This is a genomic window from Kribbella sp. NBC_00359, assembly GCF_036097425.1.
Classification (GTDB): Bacteria; Actinomycetota; Actinomycetes; order Propionibacteriales; family Kribbellaceae; genus Kribbella.
Genome location: NZ_CP107975.1, coordinates 6,046,192 through 6,063,385, shown reverse-complemented (window position 1 = coordinate 6,063,385; position 17,194 = coordinate 6,046,192). Strand labels below are relative to the sequence as shown.

Below are 17,194 nucleotides of genomic sequence, written 5' to 3'. Positions count from 1 at the left end.
GCGAACCCAACCCTTCTTACCGCTGCAACTGACTCAGAGGCTGCGGACCAGCTCGGCGAAGTAGCCGTGCAGCCTGGCGTCCCCGGTCATCTCCGGATGGAACGACGTGGCCAGCAGCCGGTCGTGGCGAACCGCGACGATCCTACTGCGTTGTGCCTCCGGCCCCAGCCCAGCCCACCCTGCGTCCGGGCCCGACCTCACCGTCGAGAGTACCTCCACGTCCCGGCCGACCCGCTCCACCCACGGTGCCCGGATGAACACCGCGTGGTACGGCGTGTCGAACGCGGCGAACTCCAGGTCCGCCTCGAACGAATCCACCTGCCGGCCGAACGCGTTCCGGCGGACCGTCACATCCAGTCCGCCGAGCGTCTCCTGGCCGTCGATCCCGCCGGTGATCTCGTTCGCGAGCATGATCATCCCGGCGCAGGTGCCGAACACCGGCATCCCGTCCGCGATCCGCTTCTGCAGCGGCTCGAACAGCTCGAACGCCCGGGCCAGCTTGTCCATCGTGGTCGACTCGCCACCCGGAAGCACCAGCGCGTCCACCTGCTCCAGCTCGGACGGACGCCGTACCGGCCGGGCCTCGACGCCGACCTCGGTCAGCATAGCCAGGTGCTCACGCACGTTCCCCTGCAACGCGAACACACCGATCACGGTCATAGCGTCACCCTTCGTTGCCAGTTGAGGGTCACCTCGATGCGGCCCTCGTCGAAGACCGCGGGGAGGGCGCGCTCGTTCAGCAGCGCGAGTACGTCGTCCAGGAGCGGCTCACCGGGCGCCACGTTGGCGGTGTCGGGGTGCCAGAGCTTGAGCTCGAGCATGCCGAAGTCGACCGCGTGCCAGACGTCGGTGTCGGTGAAGAACACCAGGCCCTTCGGATCCGCGGCCGCCTCGAGCACCCGCCGGGCGGCGTGGTGGTCCGCCGTGTAGCGGACCACCACGAGGCCGCGGAACTCCAACTCCGCCAGTACGGCGTCCAGCCGGTCAGGATCCGTGGTCGCCGGCCAGTCGGCGGCCTCGGCCTGGAGATCCATGAAGGCCTCGCCGATCAGCAGCGGCACCAGGGCGGCCGCGTCCATCGACGGCGCGTCCTCCTGGACGGCCTCCGTCAACGCGGCCGTGACGGCGGCGTGGTCGGCGTACCCGGACCGCACCAGGACGCGGGCCAGTCCCCGCAGCTCCCGGGCGGTCCGTTCGTCCACCGCCAGCAGACCCTCGGGTGTCGTCACCAGCCGCGCTCGGCGAGCCGGTGCGGCTGCGGGATCTCGTCGACGTTGATGCCGACCATGGCCTCGCCCAGACCGCGGGAGACCTTGGCGAGTACGTCGGGGTCGTCGTAGAAGGTGGTGGCCTTGACGATCGCCTCGGCGCGCTGGGCCGGGTTGCCGGACTTGAAGATGCCGGAGCCGACGAACACGCCCTCGGCGCCGAGCTGCATCATCATCGCGGCGTCGGCCGGGGTGGCGATCCCGCCGGCGGTGAACAGCACCACCGGGAGCTTGCCGGCCTGCGCGACCTCCTTGACCAGCTCGTACGGCGCCTGCAGCTCCTTGGCGGCGACGTACAGCTCGTCCTCGGGGAGGTTCTGCAGCTTGCGGATCTCCTGGCGGATCTGGCGCATGTGGGTGGTCGCGTTGGACACGTCGCCGGTGCCGGCCTCGCCCTTGGAGCGGATCATCGCCGCGCCCTCGGTGATCCGGCGCAGCGCCTCGCCCAGGTTGGTCGCGCCACAGACGAAGGGAACGGTGAAGTTCCACTTGTCGATGTGGTTCGCGTAGTCGGCCGGGGTCAGGACCTCGGACTCGTCGATGTAGTCCACCCCGAGGCTCTGCAGCACCTGCGCCTCGACGAAGTGGCCGATCCGGGCCTTGGCCATCACCGGGATCGAGACGGCGGCGATGATCGAGTCGATCATGTCCGGGTCGCTCATCCGGGAGACACCGCCCTGCGCGCGGATGTCGGCCGGAACCCGCTCCAGCGCCATCACCGCGACCGCACCGGCGTCCTCGGCGATCTTGGCCTGCTCCGCGGTGACGACGTCCATGATCACGCCGCCCTTGAGCATCTCAGCCATGCCGCGCTTGACCTTCGCGGTACCGGTCTGAGGGGTCTGGTTCTCCGTCACTGCATTCCTCCTGGTCGTGGGCCTCACTGTCCAGATTAGGTCGACGACGGCACCGATCCTCAGTCCACCTCGGATCAAGTGGACTGAGCCAGCGCTTCCCCCAGCCGGGCGACCACCAGCCGCAGCGTCGCGGGCGGTGCGGTGAACGGGATCCGGATGTGTCTGCGGTCGGTGCCCTCGGGTGTGAACAGGTCGCCGGCGCCCAGCAGCAGGCCGTGTCCACGGGCTGCCTCCAGCACTCGGCGCGCTCTGGTTTCGGTCAGCTCCAGCCACAGCGTCATCCCGCCGGTCGGCGTGGGCCACGCCACACCGTCGAGCGTCCTGAGGCCCGTCTCCAGCGCGGCGAGGTTGGCGCGCAGCCGGGTCCGGCGCCGGCTGATCACCTTGTCGAGCCGGTGGACGATCGCCTGGGCTAAGAGGTCGTCCAGTGCACTGGGTGATGCCACGCTGAGCTGTGCGGCGGTGTTGATGCGTCGTCTGAGCTGCTTGCCAGTGCGGACCCAGCCGACGCGCAGTCCGCCCCACACCGTCTTCGAGAGCGATCCAACACTCACAGTGCGCGGGTAGCGACTCAGTGGTTCGGCTTGCTCCCCGCTGGCCAGCCAGAGTGGTCGCATGGTCTCGTCACTGATCAGGGCAGCGCCGTACCGCCTGGCGATCTCGACTACCGCCGTACGACGGTCTGCCGGGAGGCTGAGCCCGGTCGGGTTGTGGTTGTCCGCCTGCAGGTAGATGACCTTGGGCCGGTGCCGTCGGCAGAGGTGGGTGAGCTGATCGGTGTCCCAGACGCCGGCGGGCCAGCCGGCGACGTCCAGGCGGTGTTTGCGGAGCAGGTCGAACGCAGCCGGGTACGTCGGTGTCTCGGTGATCGCGACACCGGGTCCGAGGTCTAGTCCGGCCAATGCGGCATTCAGGCCGGCTGCTGCGCCTACGGTCAGCGTCAGCTGGTCCGGCTCGGTCGGTACGCCCTCCATGGTCAATCGCTCGGCGAGCGCGGTACGGAGCTCGATCGACCCACCTGGCGGCGGACCGTCCCCACCCATGGCCTGCGGGAGGCCGTCCTCGACGATCTGTGCTGCCACCTCGGCGACGTCGTGCGGTGCGGCGGTCGTCGCGAAGCGCAGGTCGAGCACCGGCTGGTCCCCGGCGGTCACGGTCGAGGCGGGCGCGATCGGGTCCAGGAGGCGGTCGATCGGCCGGACGACAGTGCCGGAGCCGCGCTTCGTCTCCAGTACGCCGTCCGCCCGCAGGTGGTCCAGCGCCCGTACGACGGTCACGCGGCTCAACCCGAGTCGCCCGGCCAGCACCCGCTCCGAGGGGAGCCGGGACCCGATCGACAGGTCACCTCGCTCGATCCGGCGCAGCACGAGAGCCTCGACCTGCTCGGTCTTCGTCCCGTCCGCCGCATCCAGGTCATTCTCCCGCCACATAAGTCCAGTCTCCCACCACTGGCCTGATACTCCAGAACTGTCCGTCCCGGGTGCTTGTATTTGCGTATGGACGAGCGGTGGGCGATCGCGCCGGGGGACGGTGGCGGGGCGGTGCTCGTCGCCCTGCATCCGGACGGGCAGCCTGCCGGTCAGGTGGTGCACGAGCCGGACCTGGCGACCGCGGTGGCTTCGCGTCCACAGGTGACGCGGTGGGTGTGGCGGTCGTCGGCCGAGATCTATCCGCGGTTGCTGGCGAGCGGCGTCCGGGTCGAGCGCTGCTACGACATCGAGAACAGCGAAGGCCTGTTGCTCGGGCACGAGGGCCGGCTGGGTGAGCCGCGATCGGCGGCAGCCGCCTGGGCACGGTTGAGTGGTCAGCCTGTGCCGCCGGATCCGCCACTGCGGGGCGTCGTACCTGGTGAGCAGTCGTCGTTGTTCGAGATCGCTGCCGAACCCGTCGCCTTCGACGCTCTCCTGAGGGTGTACGCCGACCAACTCAGGCGGCACGGTCTCACGGAGCACCCGGACCGGATGCGGTTGCTCACGGCCTCGGAGTCGTCGGGGATGCTGATCGCGGCCGAGATGGATCGCGCCGGCCTGCCGTGGAGCGAGTCGGCGCATCGCGCCGTACTGACGGAGCTGCTCGGCGATCGGTTCGGCGGGACCGGGGAGCCGCGGCGGCTGACCGAGCTCGCGGACGAGGTGTCGGCGGCGTTCGGGCGGCGGGTGCGACCGGATCTGCCGGCCGACGTCCTGAAGGCGTTCAAGCAGGCCGGGTATCAGCTGAAGTCGACCCGCCGCTGGGAGCTCGAGACGATCGACCATCCGGCGGTCTCACCACTGGTCGAGTACAAGAAGCTCTACCGCATCTACACCGCGAACGGCTGGTCCTGGCTGCACGACTGGGTCCATGACGGCCGGTTCCGGCCCGGCTTCGTTCCGGGCGGCACGGTCTCCGGTCGCTGGATCACCAACGGCGGCGGCGGTCTGCAGATCCCCAAGGTCATTCGCCGTGCCGTCGTCGCCGATCCTGGTTGGCGTCTGGTGGTCGCCGACGCTTCCCAGCTGGAGCCGCGGATTCTCGCCGCCATCTCGCGCGACCCTGCTCTGATGGAGGTCGCGAGCGATCCTGGCGACCTTTACAAGGCTGTCTCGGACAAGGCGTTCTCGGGTGACCGCGCCACCGCCAAAGTCGCCGTACTGGGCGCCATCTACGGCCAGACCTCCGGCGACGGCCTCAAGAACCTCGCCATGCTGCGGAAGCGATTCCCGTTGGCGGTCGCGTACGTCGACGACGCCGCCCGCGCCGGTGAGGAAGGACGGCTCGTCCGCACCTATCTGGGCCGGACCTGCCCACCGTCCGGCACTCCTCTGGACGACGCGATGCTGGAAGGACCACCAGCAGACGAGCCCCAGACCGACGCTCGCCACGCTCGCGCCCGAGGCCGCTTCACCCGCAACTTCGTGGTCCAGGGCAGCGCCGCCGACTGGGCCTTGCTGATGCTCGCCGCCCTGCGCCAGTCACTGGCCGACCTCAAGGCCGAGCTCGTCTTCTTCCAGCACGACGAGGTCATCGTCCACTGTCCGGCCGACGAAGCCTCGGTGGTCACGGAAGCGATCCAGTCCGCCAGCACCCTGGCCGGCACCCTCACCTTCGGGCTGACCCCCACGAACTTCGCCTTCACCACCGCCACCGTCGAGACCTACGCCGACGCCAAGTAGTGCGCGGGCAGGCCGAGCCGGGCGAAATCGGTGATCTCGAAGGCGGTCATTTCGGCGATCAGGTTCGTTTCGACGCGGAAGACGTCGACGGAGAACGGGCTGTAGACGGTCTCGTCCGGGCCGCACAGATAGGCGGCGAGCGCGGGCTGGCGGTTGATCGCGGTCGGCAGGAAACGCCAGGTGCCACGGTAGGCGTTCCCGGCCGGGTCGAGGTTGGCGGCGAGCACGCGTTCGACCGCGGCCCGGCCCTCGAACCAGAAGGGGTACGGCGGCATCGTGATGCGGACGTCCTCGTGCATGAGGGCTGCGAGCGCCGCAGGATCACCAGCGTCCCAGGCGGCTAGGTACTTCTGCAGTAGGTCATGCTCATCAGCAGACGGAGTCGCCGACCACTCCGACCGGTGCGACGGAAGGTGTTCGCCGAGCACGGGCCGGGCTCGTTGGAGGGCGGAGTTGACGGCGGCAACGGTCACCTCCATGACCGACGCGGTTTCACTCGCGGGCCAGCCGAGGACATCGCGGAAGATCAGGACCGCGCGCTGCCGGGGTGGAAGGTGCTGGATCGCGATCAGGAACGCGAGCTCGATCGTCTCGCGGCGGATCACCACGGCATCCGGTTCCTCCGCGCGGTCCAGCAGTACGTCGGGAAACGGCTGGAGCCACGGCACGTCCTCGCGCGGCGGGAGGGCAGCGGCGGGGAACGACGCCGGTTCGAGTTGATGCGGGAGGACTCGCTGCGGGCGGCGTACGTCGTCGATGCACGCGTTGGTGGCGATGCGGTAGAGCCAGGCGCGCAATGACGAGCGACCCTCGAAGTCGTCGCGCCGGCGCCACGCCCGCAGGAACGTCTCCTGGACCATGTCCTCGGCGTCGTCGTACGAGCCGAGCATCCGATAGCAGTGCACCCGCAGCTCGTGGCGATACCGCTCGGCCTCCTCCGCGAAGGTCAACTGCCGTCCTCCAGTTCGATCGTGGTCGGCATCGGCGCGTGGCCGGCCAGCCGGAACCAGCTCACCAGCCGGCGCTGCCGCAGGTCGCGCGTCGACACCACGATGTCGTTGTGGAAGCGCCGCGCCAACTGGACCCGCCGCATCGCCAGGCTCAGTTCGCCGGCCCACGGTTCCTTGTCGGTGCCGGTGGCATTGATCGCACGGGTCAACGCCGATTCGGCCTGCTCACGCGTCTCCGGCGACGCGGTCCGGGCCCGATGAGCCGCGTCGAGCAGGAGGAGGGACGACGCCGGGTCGAGGATGCCGGTGCCGGCCAGCTCGGCGACCAGGGCGGAGCGCCGGGCGAGCTCGGTCTCCAGGGAAGCGCGGGCGATCTCGACCCGGTGGTGCAGCCGGTCCAGCCGGCCGGCGGTCCAGCTCGCGTACGCGCCGAACAACAGCAGCACCACGCCGATCGCGAGCAGCGCCCAGGACACCTCCACAGCACCATTCGATCATCGATTACGGAGCGCTGACGGTCCGGGCGAATCCGGTAGTCGCCGCGCCCGGCCGCACTAGCGTCGGAATCATGGCTGACATCGGCGTGATCGGCGGTTCCGGTTTCTACACGTTCCTGTCCGACGCACAGACCATCGAGATCGACACCCCGTTCGGGCCGCCCAGCGAGGCGCCGGTGGTCGGCGACCTCGACGGGCGGGAGGTCGCGTTCATCCCCCGGCACGGCGCCGATCACCGCTTCCCGCCGCATCGGGTCAACTATCGCGCCAACCTGTGGGCCTTGCGCGAGCTCGGCGTACGGCAGGTTCTCGGGCCGTGTGCGGTCGGTTCGCTCAAGCCTGAGCTCGTGCCGGGCACGTTCGTCGTCCCCGATCAGTACGTCGATCGCACCTGGGGCCGGGCTCAGACGGTGTACGACGACCAGCCGGTGGTGCACACGTCCGTCGCCGACCCGTACTGTCCGGCCGGCCGGGAGACGGTGATTGCCGCGGGCAACGTCGTATCCGAGGGGACGATGGTGGTGATCAACGGACCGCGCTTCTCCACCCGTGCCGAGTCGCGGTGGCACGCAGCGCAAGGCTGGTCGGTCGTCGGCATGACCGGAGCGCCCGAGGCGGCGATCGCTCGCGAACTCGCGCTCTGCTACACCTCGATCGCCGTCGTCACGGACCACGATGCGGGCGTCGAGTCGGGCACCGGCGTCACGCAGGCCGAGGTGTTCACAGCGTTCAAGGGCAGCATCGAGCGACTGCAGGACCTGCTCAGGATCGTGATCGGGCAGCTCCCCAAGCCGGACGCCGACTGCACCTGCCGTCACGCCCTCGACGGGACGGCGGCGCGGTGAGAGTGCTGCTGACCGGCGGGGCCGGATTCATCGGGCAGCACGTCCGTCACCAGCTCGTTGACGAGGGCCACGACGTGATCGTCCTCGATTCCTTCCGGCCGGATGTCCATGCGCACCGGCCGGCGCCACGTCCCGGTCTGATCGTCGGCGACGTCCGTGACGCGGCGACAGTCGCGACCGCACTGGACGGGATCGACACCGTCATCCACCTGGCGGCGAAGGTCGGACTCGGCATCGACCTCGACGATCTGGACGACTACGTCTCCAGCAACAGCCTGGGTACGGCGGTCCTGCTCCGGCAACTCGCCCACGCCAGGATCCGCCACCTCGTCTTCGCCAGCTCGATGGTCGTGTACGGCGAGGGCCGCTACGACTGTGATCGCCACGGCCCCGTCGCCCCCGGTCCACGCCGTACCGAAGACTTGGACGCGGGCCGTTTCGAACCACCGTGCCCAGTCTGCGGTGCCCAACTCCGCCCGGGTCTCGTCGAGGAGGACGCCGTACTCGATCCTCGGAACGCCTATGCGGCCGGCAAGCTCAACGGTGAGCACCTTGCCCAGACGTGGGCACGCGAGACCGGCGGCAGGGTGACCGCGCTCCGCTTCCACAACGTCTACGGACCTGGCATGCCGCGGAACACGCCGTACGCCGGAGTCGCAGCGATCTTCCGCTCGGCGCTGGAACGCGGCGAGGCACCGAAGGTCTTCGAGGACGGCAGGCAGCGCCGCGACTTCATCCACGTTCGCGACATCGCCTCCGCCGTCACCACGTCTGCCGCTGCACTCCCCCACCAGCCCCCGTTCGCGGCGTACAACGTCGGCAGCGGCACCATTCACACCATCGGCGACGTCGCCACCGAACTCTCGCGCGCCTACGACGGCCCGGCGCCGGTCGTCACCGGCCAGTACCGCCTGGGCGACGTCCGCCATATCACGGCGTCCTCGGACCGCCTTCGCCACGAACTGGGCTGGAAGCCGGCTTACGACCTCACCACCGGCCTCGCGGACCTGCTCTCAAGCGCTCGCGGGTAGGTCGATCTGGAAGGCGCAGCCGCCGTCGATGTTGCTGACGGCGATGTTGCCGTCGTGCGATTCGACGACGCCGCGAGCGATCGCCAGGCCGAGGCCGCCGCCGCTCGATCTGGCACCTTCGCCAGTGGACGCCGCCTCGGGTGTCCGCTGCTCGTCGCCGCGCCAGCCGACGTCGAAGACCCGGTCGAGATCGTCGGTGGGGATCCCGCCGCAGCCGTCCGTGACCGCGAGGCGGACGCGGCCGTCGGGCTCGCGGTCGACGGCCAGGGTGACGGTTCCACCGGGTGCGGTGTGGCGGATCGCGTTGCCGACCAGGTTGGTGACCGCGCGGGTCAGCTCGTCCGGATCGCCCTGGACGGCGAGCCGATCGTCGTCTGTCGGCGTCGACACCGCCAGCCGAACCCCGGACGAACGGGCATGCTCACCGTTCTCCCCCGCCACGTCCTCCGCCAGCTCGCGCAGACTGACCGCGGACCGGTGCCGCGGCGGAGGCGCCGCCGACAACCGGGACAGCTCGAACAAGTCATCGACCAGGCCGGTCATCCGGTCGACCGTCGCCCGCATCTGCCGCAGCGCACCGGGTACGTCGTCGATCACGCCGTCCTCGAGTCCCTCGGACACGGCCCGCAATCCGGCCAGCGGCGTCCGCAGATCGTGCGACATGAACGCGACCAGCTCCCGCCGGCTGGCCTCCAGCGCGCGCTCCCGTTCGTGCGAGGCGGCGAGCTTGCGTCGCGTCATCTCCAGCTCGTCCGTCAGCTCCGCCAGTTCGGCCGGTACGGCGCCCGTCAGCTCGGCCGTCGGCTCGTACGACGTACCCAGGTGACGCAAGCGGCGGCCAACATCCCGCGAGCCCGTGCTGATCCAGTGCCCGAGCAGCACCGACATCCCCAGCCCGAGCAACGCCGCGAACGCCAGCGTCCACAGCACCACCCACGAGTCGTGCTCGGAGATGAACATCGCCCGCACGCTCTGCAGCACCGCGGCCAGCGCGGCCGCCATCGGAGCCAGCGCGGCGACGAGAATCGTGATCCGCAACGACCGACGGCGGAACTGCCAGAGGATCGCCGCCCCGACCGCCGCGACGACCAGCGTCCACAGCGTGGTGAGCGCCAGGATCGTGAACATGTCCTTGTTCATTCGGCGTCCCCGACGAATCGGTAGCCCGTCCGCGGCACCGTGAGGACCAACCGGGGATCGGACGGATCGACCTCGATCTTCTCCCGCAGCCGGCGGACGTGCACCGTGACGGTCGACGAGTCACCGAAGTCCCAGCCCCAGACGCGGCGCAGCAGTTCGGCCTTCGTGTACGCCTTGCCCGGATGCGACACCAGGAACGCCAGCAGATCGAACTCCCGATGCGTCAGCGCCAACTCGTCCCCGTTCAGGTAGGCAAGCCGCGCTGCGGTGTCGATCATGATCGGCCCGGCGCTGATCTTGGTCGGCGTCAGGTCGAGGCCGGCCAGCCGCTCCTCGCGCCGCAGCATCGCCTGCACCCGCAGCGTGAGCTCCCGCGGGCTGAACGGCTTGACCACATAGTCGTCCGCGCCGACCTCCAGGCCGACCAGCCGGTCCTCCTCCTCGCCCCGCGCGGACAGCATGATCACCGCGGCGCCGTCGTCGGCCGCGCGCATCCGGCGCAGCACCTCGAGCCCGGACAGGCCGGGCAGCATCACGTCCAGTACGACGACCGACGGCTTCCACTGCTGCCAGACCTCGACCGCCGCGACCCCGTCCGCCACCACGCGGGCGTCGTACCCGGCTTTGGTCAGGTACGCCGAGACGACGTTGGACACGGTCGGGTCGTCGTCGACGACGAGTACACGAGTAGCCACGGTCAGAGCCTAGATCGTCCGGCCGGAGCCCAGCCCGGTCCGGCCCGCGACGGCGGGCGCCGTAAGAGAGCCGTAGCCGCGTTCGGCCTCCGGCGCCACCCCATCGTCCCTACGGTCGAAGAGTGTCAGTCGATCTCGTCCTCCCGTGCCTGAACGAGGCTGCGGCCCTGCCCTGGGTGCTCGGACGGCTGCCGGCCGGCGTCCGGGCCGTTGTCGTCGACAACGGTTCCACCGATGGATCGGCGGAGGTCGCGGCCGGCCTGGGCGCGATCGTCGTACGGTGCGAGCCGCGCGGGTACGGCGCTGCGTGTCATGCCGGCCTGGAGGCGGCCGAGGCCGAGGTGGTCGCGTTCATGGATGCCGACGCGTCACTCGATCCGCGGCAACTGGTCCGCGTCACCGCGGCGGTGCTGGCCGGCCGTGTCGATCTCATGGTCGGCCGTCGTCGACCCGTTTCGCGGGCCGTCTGGCCGTGGCATCTCCGGTTGGCGAACGCCGAGTTGTCCCGGCGGATCAAACGCCGTACGGGAGTCCGCCTGCACGATCTCGGCCCGATGCGGGCGGCCCGGCGGGATGCACTCCTCGGCCTCGGTCTGTTGGACCGGCGATCCGGATATCCACTGGAGACCGTCGTACGCGCCGCCGACGCCGGCTGGCGGATCGCCGAGGTCGACGTCGACTACCTGCCGCGCTCGGGTCGCTCCAAGGTCACGGGTACGCCGCTCGGCGCGGCGCGGGCCGTGCTCGACATGTCCAAGGTGCTGGCGCGATGACTCGCGGGACGCTGATCGTCATCGCGAAGGAGCCGGTGCCGGGGCGGGTGAAGACGCGCCTTCAGACCGAGTTCACTGCCGGGGAGGCTGCCGCGCTGGCGCGGGCGTCGCTGGTGGACACGCTGAGTGCCGTCCGCTCGGCGCCGGCCTCGCGACGCGTTCTCGCGCTCGAGGGCGATCCGGGGCCGTGGCTTCCGGCCGGCTTCGAGGTGATCGGGCAGCGCGGCGGTGGGCTGGACGAGCGGCTGGCGGCGGCGTTCGAGGACGCCTTCGACGGTACGCCGATGCTTCTGGTCGGCATGGACACGCCGCAGCTCACGCCGGGGCTGCTGGGATTCCGGTGGTCCGGGTATGACGCCGTACTCGGGCTGACCGACGACGGCGGGTATTGGTGCCTCGGGTTGCGGGTGCCGGATCGGCTCGCGCTGATGGGCGTACCGATGTCGACCGACCACACCGGTATCGACCAGCTGCGGCGGCTCAGGATGCTTGGGCTACGGGTGTTGCTGTTGCCGACCTTGCGGGACATGGACACGCCGCACGACGCGGCGTACCTCGCGGCCGCTTATCCGACGTTGCGAGTCTCGAGGCTCTATCGGCGGTTGCAGCACGCGGCCCATCCGGGGCTGCTGTTCGAGCAGGCGCTCGGCGGTACGGCGAGAGTCGTTGCTACCGGCATCGATGGGCGGACCGTGCTGTCGCTGTCGGAGCTGGATCGGTGGCAGTCGCCCGCGGACGAGGTCGACCGGCTTGCGCTGAGCCGGTGCGAAGGGCCTGTCCTCGACGTGGGCTGTGGACCGGGGCGGATCGTGACCGCGTTGGCTGAGCGAGGGATTCCGGCGCTCGGCGTCGATGTCTCGCCGCGGGCGGTGTCACTCACCACTGCTCGTGGTGCGGCGGCGCTCCGGCGGCCGGTGCAAGACCGCCTCCCGGGCGAGGGGCGGTGGGGCAGTGTGCTGCTGATGGACGGCAACATCGGCATCGGCGGCGATCCGGCCGACCTGCTCCGGCGGTGTGCCGAGCTCGTCCGCCCCGACGGGCTGGTACTGGTCGAGGTCGACCCGGACGACGACCTCGACGACACCGCCCCGATCGTCCTCCGCAGCTCCACCGGCCGCCGCTCCATACCGTTGCCCTGGGCAAGAGTCGGTACGCGCGCCGTCCTCCGGCATGCCTCCGCCGCCCACCTCCACGCGACCGAGGACTGGCGAGCCGGCCACCGAGCCTTCCTGACCCTCCGCCGCACCACCACCCCAGCCCGGATCGCCTGATGCCCACCAGCCGCAGCCGGCACCCCTCGCTCGCCCCGCCGCACCCCGCGACTTTGTGCACGGAGTCCGCATGATTTCGGGCTCAGGACACGGAGCCGGTGCACAAAGTCGGCGTGCCTGGGTCGAGGGCGTGGTTGACGGAGGGGTCGCGGTGGCGGCGAGTGCTGGGGTGGTTTTGGCGTCGGCGTCCAGTTGGTGGCCGAATGTGGTGTTGCTGGTGGGGACCCTGCTGGTGGTGGGGGTGGTGGTGTGGTGGGCCAAGAGGCTGACTGTGCTCGGCGTCGTGGTGGTTGCGGCTGTCTGTCAGGTGCCTGGGTTGATGCACGCGCCGATCACCAGCACGGACGCCTACCGGTACGCGTGGGACGGGCGTGTGCAGTTGTCGGGCAGCTCGCCGTACTCGCATGTGCCTTTGGATGACGCGTTGGCGCGGCTCCGGGATCCGGTGTTGTTCCCGGGCTTGTCGCCGGACGAGCGGTCGGGGGTGACGGGGCCGCCGCGGGTGCCGCAGGATCTGGCTGCGCTCACAGCGTTGTCCGCCGACGACCCGAGGACACGGATCAACCGGCCGCGGGTGCCGACCATCTATCCGCCGGTCGCGCAGGCGTACTTTGCCGCTGTCGCGCTGGTCACGCCGTGGTCCGCGGGCACCCTCGGCCTGCAAATCGCCGCCGCATTGCTCGCCGTAGTACTCACCTGGCTACTGGCAGTAGACAATCCACGCTGGGCCACATTGTGGGGTTGGTCACCGATCGTCGCCCTCGAAGCCGGCAACGCCGCACACGTCGACGTCCTCGCTGCCCTCCTGATCGCAGCCGCCGTCATCGCCACGACCCGGAAGCCGAAGCTGGCCGCGGTTCTCCTCGGCGCTGCCGCGAGCGTCAAGCTCCTCCCACTCCTCCTGCTCCCCGCATTCCGCAACCGGCGCCCAGTAGTTGCCGTTGGCACCTTCGTCGCGTCGTACGTCCCCTATCTGGTTGCCGCCGGCACCTTGGTGCTCGGCTTCCTGCCCGGCTATCTGACCCAGGAGGGCTTCGACGACGGCAGCTCCCGATCGGCGATTCTCGCGCTCCTGCTGCCTCCTGAGCTCCGTCAGCTCGCCGCTGCGGTACTCGCGGTCGCCCTCGCCGTACTCGCCTTCCTCCGGTCCAAACGAGAGCCGATCGCCGTGACCTGCTGCTGGCTGTACGGCGCCGCACTCCTCGTCGCCACCCCCACCTACCCGTGGTACGGCCTCCCCCTGATCGCGCTGGCGGGGCTCGCGCGACGGCCCGAGTGGATCGCCGTACCGCTGGCGTCGTACCTGGCCTATGCGAGCTTCGGGCACGACACCCGGCAGGGCCTGATCCACCTCGTCGCCGCGGTCATCGTTGTCACCGCCATCACGCTCCGTCATCGGGCTGACCACCAAAGCCGTTTGACGCCGCGCCCACTGCCTGCCAACACTGATCGGCGTGACGAAACGCATCGCCCTCGCGACGTCGGCCGAACAGGCTGAGTTGCACGAACACGACCTCCCGCTCGTCGACGCCCTCCGCGCCGCCGGCCTCGACCCGGTGGCCGAGGTCTGGACGGACCCATCGGTCGACTGGTCCGCCTACGACGCGATCCTGCTGCGCTCGGTGTGGGACTACCACCAGCGGTACGACGACTTCACCGAATGGCTCGCCCAGCTCGACAAGGCCGGCGTACGGGTGTTCAACGACTCCGACCTGGTCCGCTGGAACGGCGACAAGCGCTACCTGCTCGAACTGCGCGAGCGTGGCGTGGCGATCGTGCCGTCCCAGATCGCCGCCGGCGCCTGCCTGCGCGAGGTCGTCACCGGCCTCAACGGCCAGGAGATCGTCATCAAGCCGACTGTGGGAGCGGGCGCCACGCACACGATCCGTGGCATCGCCGGGTCTCCTGAGCTCGACCAGGCGATCGACGAGCTTCCGGACACCGTCTACCTGGTCCAGCCGTTCCAGCCCGAGGTCCAGACCGACGGCGAGTGGTCCCTGGTCTTCATCGACGGCGAGTTCAGCCACGCGGTCGTGCAGCGCCCGGTGGCCGGCGACTACCGGGTCCAGCTGATGTTCGGCGGCGTCGCGACCCCGGCCGACCCGCCGCCCGCCGTACTGGAGAGTGCGCGCACGGTCCTCACCACGGCCGGCGTCCACCCGCTGTACGCCCGTGTCGACGGCCTGGTCGTGAACGGCCGCTTCCTCCTGATGGAGCTCGAACTCATCGAGCCCTACCTGTTCTTCCCCCAGTCCCCCGAAGCGGCTCAGAAGCTCGCGTCCGCGGTGGCTGCCCGGATCTGAGCGACCGATAGGGTCGGCGGTATGCCGACCCTCGAGGACATTCGCCAGGCCGCTGATCAGCTGAAGGGCCGGATCCACCGGACGCCGATCCTCACCTCGACCGCGCTGGACGAGCGCTTCGGCGGCGAGTTCGTGCTGAAGGCCGAGCTGTTCCAGAAGACCGGCAGTTTCAAGGTGCGCGGGTTGCTGACCAAGCTGCTCCGGTTGAGTGCCGAGGAGCGGGAGCGCGGGGTGATCACCGTCTCGGCGGGGAACGCGGCCGGCGCGCTCGCGTGGGCCGCGCGGGACGCCGGTGTCCCGGCGACCGTGGTGATGGCCAGGACCGCCGTACCGGCCAAGATCGACGCGGCCCGCGGGTACGGCGCCACCGTCGAGCTGGTCGAGGGCGACCTGATGGCCCAGTACGAGCGGATCCGGGACGAGCGGAAGCTGACCGGCGTCCACCCGTTCGACGACGAGGACGTGATCACCGGCCACGGCAGCCTCGGGCTGGAGCTGCTGGAGGATCGCCCCGACATCGACACGGTGCTCGTCCCGGTGGGCGGCGGCGGGCTGATCTCGGGCGTCGCGCTGGCGGTCAAGCTGGTGAAGCCGGAGATCCGCGTGATCGGCATCGAGCCCGAGCAGGCCGACGTCGTCAGCCGCAGCCTCGCGGCCGGGTCAGCGCAGAAGCTCCCGACGGCCCGATCGATCGCCGACGGGCTCGCCGCGCCGGTCTGCGGCACGCGCAACTTCCCGCTCATCCAGCAGTACGTCGACAGCGTCGTCCGCGTGAGTGAGGACGCGCTACTGGAGGCGACGCGACTGGTCATGTCGCGCACCAAGCTCGCCCTCGAACCCGCGGCCGCCGCGCCCTTCGCGGCGCTCATCCAGGGCCTTCAACCGGAAGGGGTCACCGCCGCTGTCGTCAGCGGCGGCAACCTGGATGTCGCGAAGCTGATGCTCTAGGCAGGCGCGAGCCGGGCCCGGGCGCCGGGGCTGACCCCGTCACTCGGATCGTCGACCAGATCACCCTGGCGGACCGGGTCATTCTCCGGCAGCAGGATGTCGCGCGCCACCACCAGCATCAGCCAGAGTGTGCCGGCCATCCGCACGATCACCGAGAACCAGTAGATCCGGTCCGGGATCTCCGGATTGCCCGGTGCCAGGAACTGGGCCAGATGCATCCAGACCAGCATCCAGTAGAAGCACTCGCACGCCTGCCAGATCAGCCAGTCCCGCAACCGTGGCCGCGCCAGCGCCACCAGCGGCAGCAGCCACAGCACGTACTGCGGTGAGTACACCTTGTTGATCAGCAGGAATGCCGCCACCACGAGGAACGCCAACTGCGCGAAGCGCGGTGGGCGCGGCGCCATCAACCCGAGGATCGCGATCGACAGGCAGAGTCCGGCGAAGATCACGAGGTTCAGCTGGTTGACGTCCGCGACCTCGTGCTTGGCCAGCTTCAGCACGTACCAGATCGAGCCGTAGTCGCTCTCCCGCTGATCGTTGAACGTCCAGAAGGACATCCACTCGTTCTTCGCCAGCAGGTAGATCGGCGCGTTCACCAGACCCCACGCGACCACCGCGGCCAGCGCCGCCTGGAACCACGGCCACAGCTTGCGGCCCCGGATGCACACGATCAGCAGTGGCCCGAGCAACAGGAACGGGTAGAACTTCGCCGCCGTCCCGAGCCCGAGCAAGATGCCGAACCAGATCGGTCTGCCGCGTGACCACGCGTACATCGCCCCGGCTGTGAGGGCGACCGCGAACAAGTCCCAGTTGATCGTCGACGTCAACGCCAGCACCGGCGCGGCGGCGACGTACAGGGCGTCCAGCGGCTGGCCACGCGCCGCACCCGGACGCGACTCGACCCCACGCGCGGTGGCGACCGTCAGGCCGACGATGAGCAGCGCACAGAGGAACAGCAGCACCACGTTCACCACGAAGAACACGCCGGCGGTGTCGCGCTTCTGCTCGACGGTCAGGTCCTTCTTCGGGTCACCGGTGATCAGCCAGGTGAGCTGTGCCGCGACCTCCATGAAGCCGCCGGTGAGCACCGGGTACTCGAGCACGGGGTAGTTGCCGGTGTCCAGGAACGGCCGGTTGCCCTCGGCGAACCCGCGCTCCTGGTAGAGGAACCCGATGTCGGAGTAGCACAGCGCCTTGAACGGCCGCCAGCTCTGCCGGTCCCACCCGGCCTCCATGCACGGCGCCTTCTGCAGTACGCCGAGACCGAAGGTGATCGTGCACACCGCGAGCGCGATCCGTAGCGGCGTCCACCAGGACGAACTGAGCCGGGCGAACCGCCCGATCGGCCCACCGAGCCCAACGGTCAGCCTGGCGACGGCCGGATCGACCTCCGACGGCGTCTGCCGGTCCTGCGCGTCCTGGGTACGTGGTCCGGTCACGGTGGGCATCATCTCCTATCGG

The 17,194-nt window shown here is 69.9% G+C and carries 17 protein-coding genes; 8 read left to right on the top strand and 9 right to left on the bottom strand.

The genetic code is table 11. The features are described 5' to 3' along the window. Window positions 1–33 precede the first annotated feature (33 nt). From pdxT to OG876_RS29675, 4 genes are all read right to left on the bottom strand, one after another. The gene (gene pdxT / locus OG876_RS29690) at window positions 34–660 is read right to left on the bottom strand and encodes a pyridoxal 5'-phosphate synthase glutaminase subunit PdxT (protein ID WP_328519948.1); all 627 of its coding nucleotides are present in this window, start codon (window positions 658–660) and stop codon (window positions 34–36) included. Further along, entirely contained in the window at window positions 657–1,229 is a 573-nt protein-coding gene (locus OG876_RS29685; RefSeq protein WP_328519947.1) for a DUF6891 domain-containing protein, read from the bottom strand. Before OG876_RS29685 ends, pdxT begins: the two co-directional genes overlap by 4 nt. After that, a complete protein-coding gene (gene pdxS / locus OG876_RS29680) occupies window positions 1,226–2,125 on the bottom strand; it encodes a pyridoxal 5'-phosphate synthase lyase subunit PdxS (RefSeq protein ID WP_442914036.1) in 900 nt (299 codons plus the stop codon). Before pdxS ends, OG876_RS29685 begins: the two co-directional genes overlap by 4 nt. A 74-nt stretch (window positions 2,126–2,199) precedes the next feature. After that, entirely contained in the window at window positions 2,200–3,555 is a 1,356-nt protein-coding gene (locus OG876_RS29675; RefSeq protein ID WP_328519946.1) for an aminotransferase-like domain-containing protein, read from the bottom strand. Between the two features lie 66 nt (window positions 3,556–3,621). Between OG876_RS29675 and OG876_RS29670 the strand changes: the two genes are divergently transcribed. Continuing rightward, window positions 3,622–5,277 (top strand): bifunctional 3'-5' exonuclease/DNA polymerase, encoded by a 1,656-nt coding sequence (locus tag OG876_RS29670; RefSeq protein WP_328519945.1) that lies wholly within the window; start codon window positions 3,622–3,624, stop codon window positions 5,275–5,277. Here OG876_RS29670 and OG876_RS29665 read toward each other — a convergent pair. Both OG876_RS29665 and OG876_RS29660 read right to left on the bottom strand, forming a co-directional pair. Continuing rightward, window positions 5,259–6,227 (bottom strand): RNA polymerase subunit sigma-70, encoded by a 969-nt coding sequence (locus OG876_RS29665; RefSeq protein WP_328519944.1) that lies wholly within the window; start codon window positions 6,225–6,227, stop codon window positions 5,259–5,261. The genes OG876_RS29670 and OG876_RS29665 overlap by 19 nt on opposite strands. Next, window positions 6,224–6,709, bottom strand: coding sequence for a hypothetical protein (locus OG876_RS29660; RefSeq protein WP_328519943.1), 486 nt, complete (start codon window positions 6,707–6,709; stop codon window positions 6,224–6,226). Before OG876_RS29660 ends, OG876_RS29665 begins: the two co-directional genes overlap by 4 nt. A gap of 86 nt (window positions 6,710–6,795) precedes the next feature. Between OG876_RS29660 and OG876_RS29655 the strand changes: the two genes are divergently transcribed. Both OG876_RS29655 and OG876_RS29650 read left to right on the top strand, forming a co-directional pair. After that, window positions 6,796–7,569 carry an S-methyl-5'-thioadenosine phosphorylase gene (locus OG876_RS29655; RefSeq protein WP_328519942.1) on the top strand — a complete coding sequence of 258 codons (774 nt, stop codon included), beginning with the start codon at window positions 6,796–6,798 and terminating at the stop codon, window positions 7,567–7,569. Beyond that, entirely contained in the window at window positions 7,566–8,600 is a 1,035-nt protein-coding gene (locus tag OG876_RS29650; protein ID WP_328519941.1) for an NAD-dependent epimerase/dehydratase family protein, read from the top strand. The genes OG876_RS29655 and OG876_RS29650 overlap by 4 nt, the downstream gene beginning before the upstream one ends. Here OG876_RS29650 and OG876_RS29645 read toward each other — a convergent pair. Continuing rightward, complete coding sequence (locus OG876_RS29645) at window positions 8,583–9,740, bottom strand: sensor histidine kinase (protein ID WP_328519940.1); 1,158 nt, start codon at window positions 9,738–9,740, stop codon at window positions 8,583–8,585. The genes OG876_RS29650 and OG876_RS29645 overlap by 18 nt on opposite strands. Next, a complete protein-coding gene (locus OG876_RS29640; protein WP_328519939.1) occupies window positions 9,737–10,435 on the bottom strand; it encodes a response regulator transcription factor in 699 nt (232 codons plus the stop codon). The genes OG876_RS29645 and OG876_RS29640 overlap by 4 nt, the downstream gene beginning before the upstream one ends. A gap of 122 nt (window positions 10,436–10,557) precedes the next feature. On the opposite strand from OG876_RS29640, the gene OG876_RS29635 reads away from it, so the two are divergent. The 5 genes from OG876_RS29635 (at window position 10,558) to OG876_RS29615 (ending at window position 15,730) form a co-directional block, all read left to right on the top strand. Next, the gene (locus OG876_RS29635; RefSeq protein ID WP_328519938.1) at window positions 10,558–11,208 is read left to right on the top strand and encodes a glycosyltransferase family 2 protein; all 651 of its coding nucleotides are present in this window, start codon (window positions 10,558–10,560) and stop codon (window positions 11,206–11,208) included. Then, complete coding sequence (locus tag OG876_RS29630) at window positions 11,205–12,479, top strand: DUF2064 domain-containing protein (RefSeq protein ID WP_328519937.1); 1,275 nt, start codon at window positions 11,205–11,207, stop codon at window positions 12,477–12,479. Before OG876_RS29635 ends, OG876_RS29630 begins: the two co-directional genes overlap by 4 nt. A 217-nt stretch (window positions 12,480–12,696) precedes the next feature. Beyond that, entirely contained in the window at window positions 12,697–13,977 is a 1,281-nt protein-coding gene (locus OG876_RS29625) for a glycosyltransferase 87 family protein (protein ID WP_328519936.1), read from the top strand. Further along, window positions 13,934–14,782, top strand: coding sequence for an ATP-grasp domain-containing protein (locus OG876_RS29620; RefSeq protein WP_328519935.1), 849 nt, complete (start codon window positions 13,934–13,936; stop codon window positions 14,780–14,782). Before OG876_RS29625 ends, OG876_RS29620 begins: the two co-directional genes overlap by 44 nt. A 21-nt stretch (window positions 14,783–14,803) precedes the next feature. Then, entirely contained in the window at window positions 14,804–15,730 is a 927-nt protein-coding gene (locus tag OG876_RS29615) for a threonine/serine dehydratase (protein WP_328519934.1), read from the top strand. Here OG876_RS29615 and OG876_RS29610 read toward each other — a convergent pair. Then, window positions 15,727–17,181 (bottom strand): glycosyltransferase family 87 protein, encoded by a 1,455-nt coding sequence (locus OG876_RS29610; RefSeq protein WP_328526978.1) that lies wholly within the window; start codon window positions 17,179–17,181, stop codon window positions 15,727–15,729. The two genes, OG876_RS29615 and OG876_RS29610, sit on opposite strands and share 4 nt — an antisense overlap. Between the last annotated feature and the right edge of the window lie 13 nt (window positions 17,182–17,194).

Bases quoted from the DNA above. Each gene is read 5' to 3' on its own strand.
- pdxT (WP_328519948.1), bottom strand. From the start codon at position 660: ATGACCGTGATCGGTGTGTTCGCGTTGCAGGGGAACGTGCGTGAGCAC.
- OG876_RS29675 (WP_328519946.1), bottom strand. From the start codon at position 3,555: ATGTGGCGGGAGAATGACCTGGATGCGGCGGACGGGACGAAGACCGAG.
- OG876_RS29670 (WP_328519945.1), top strand. From the start codon at position 3,622: ATGGACGAGCGGTGGGCGATCGCGCCGGGGGACGGTGGCGGGGCGGTG.
- OG876_RS29655 (WP_328519942.1), top strand. From the start codon at position 6,796: ATGGCTGACATCGGCGTGATCGGCGGTTCCGGTTTCTACACGTTCCTG.
- OG876_RS29645 (WP_328519940.1), bottom strand. From the start codon at position 9,740: ATGAACAAGGACATGTTCACGATCCTGGCGCTCACCACGCTGTGGACG.
- OG876_RS29630 (WP_328519937.1), top strand. From the start codon at position 11,205: ATGACTCGCGGGACGCTGATCGTCATCGCGAAGGAGCCGGTGCCGGGG.
- OG876_RS29615 (WP_328519934.1), top strand. From the start codon at position 14,804: ATGCCGACCCTCGAGGACATTCGCCAGGCCGCTGATCAGCTGAAGGGC.
- OG876_RS29610 (WP_328526978.1), bottom strand. From the start codon at position 17,181: ATGCCCACCGTGACCGGACCACGTACCCAGGACGCGCAGGACCGGCAG.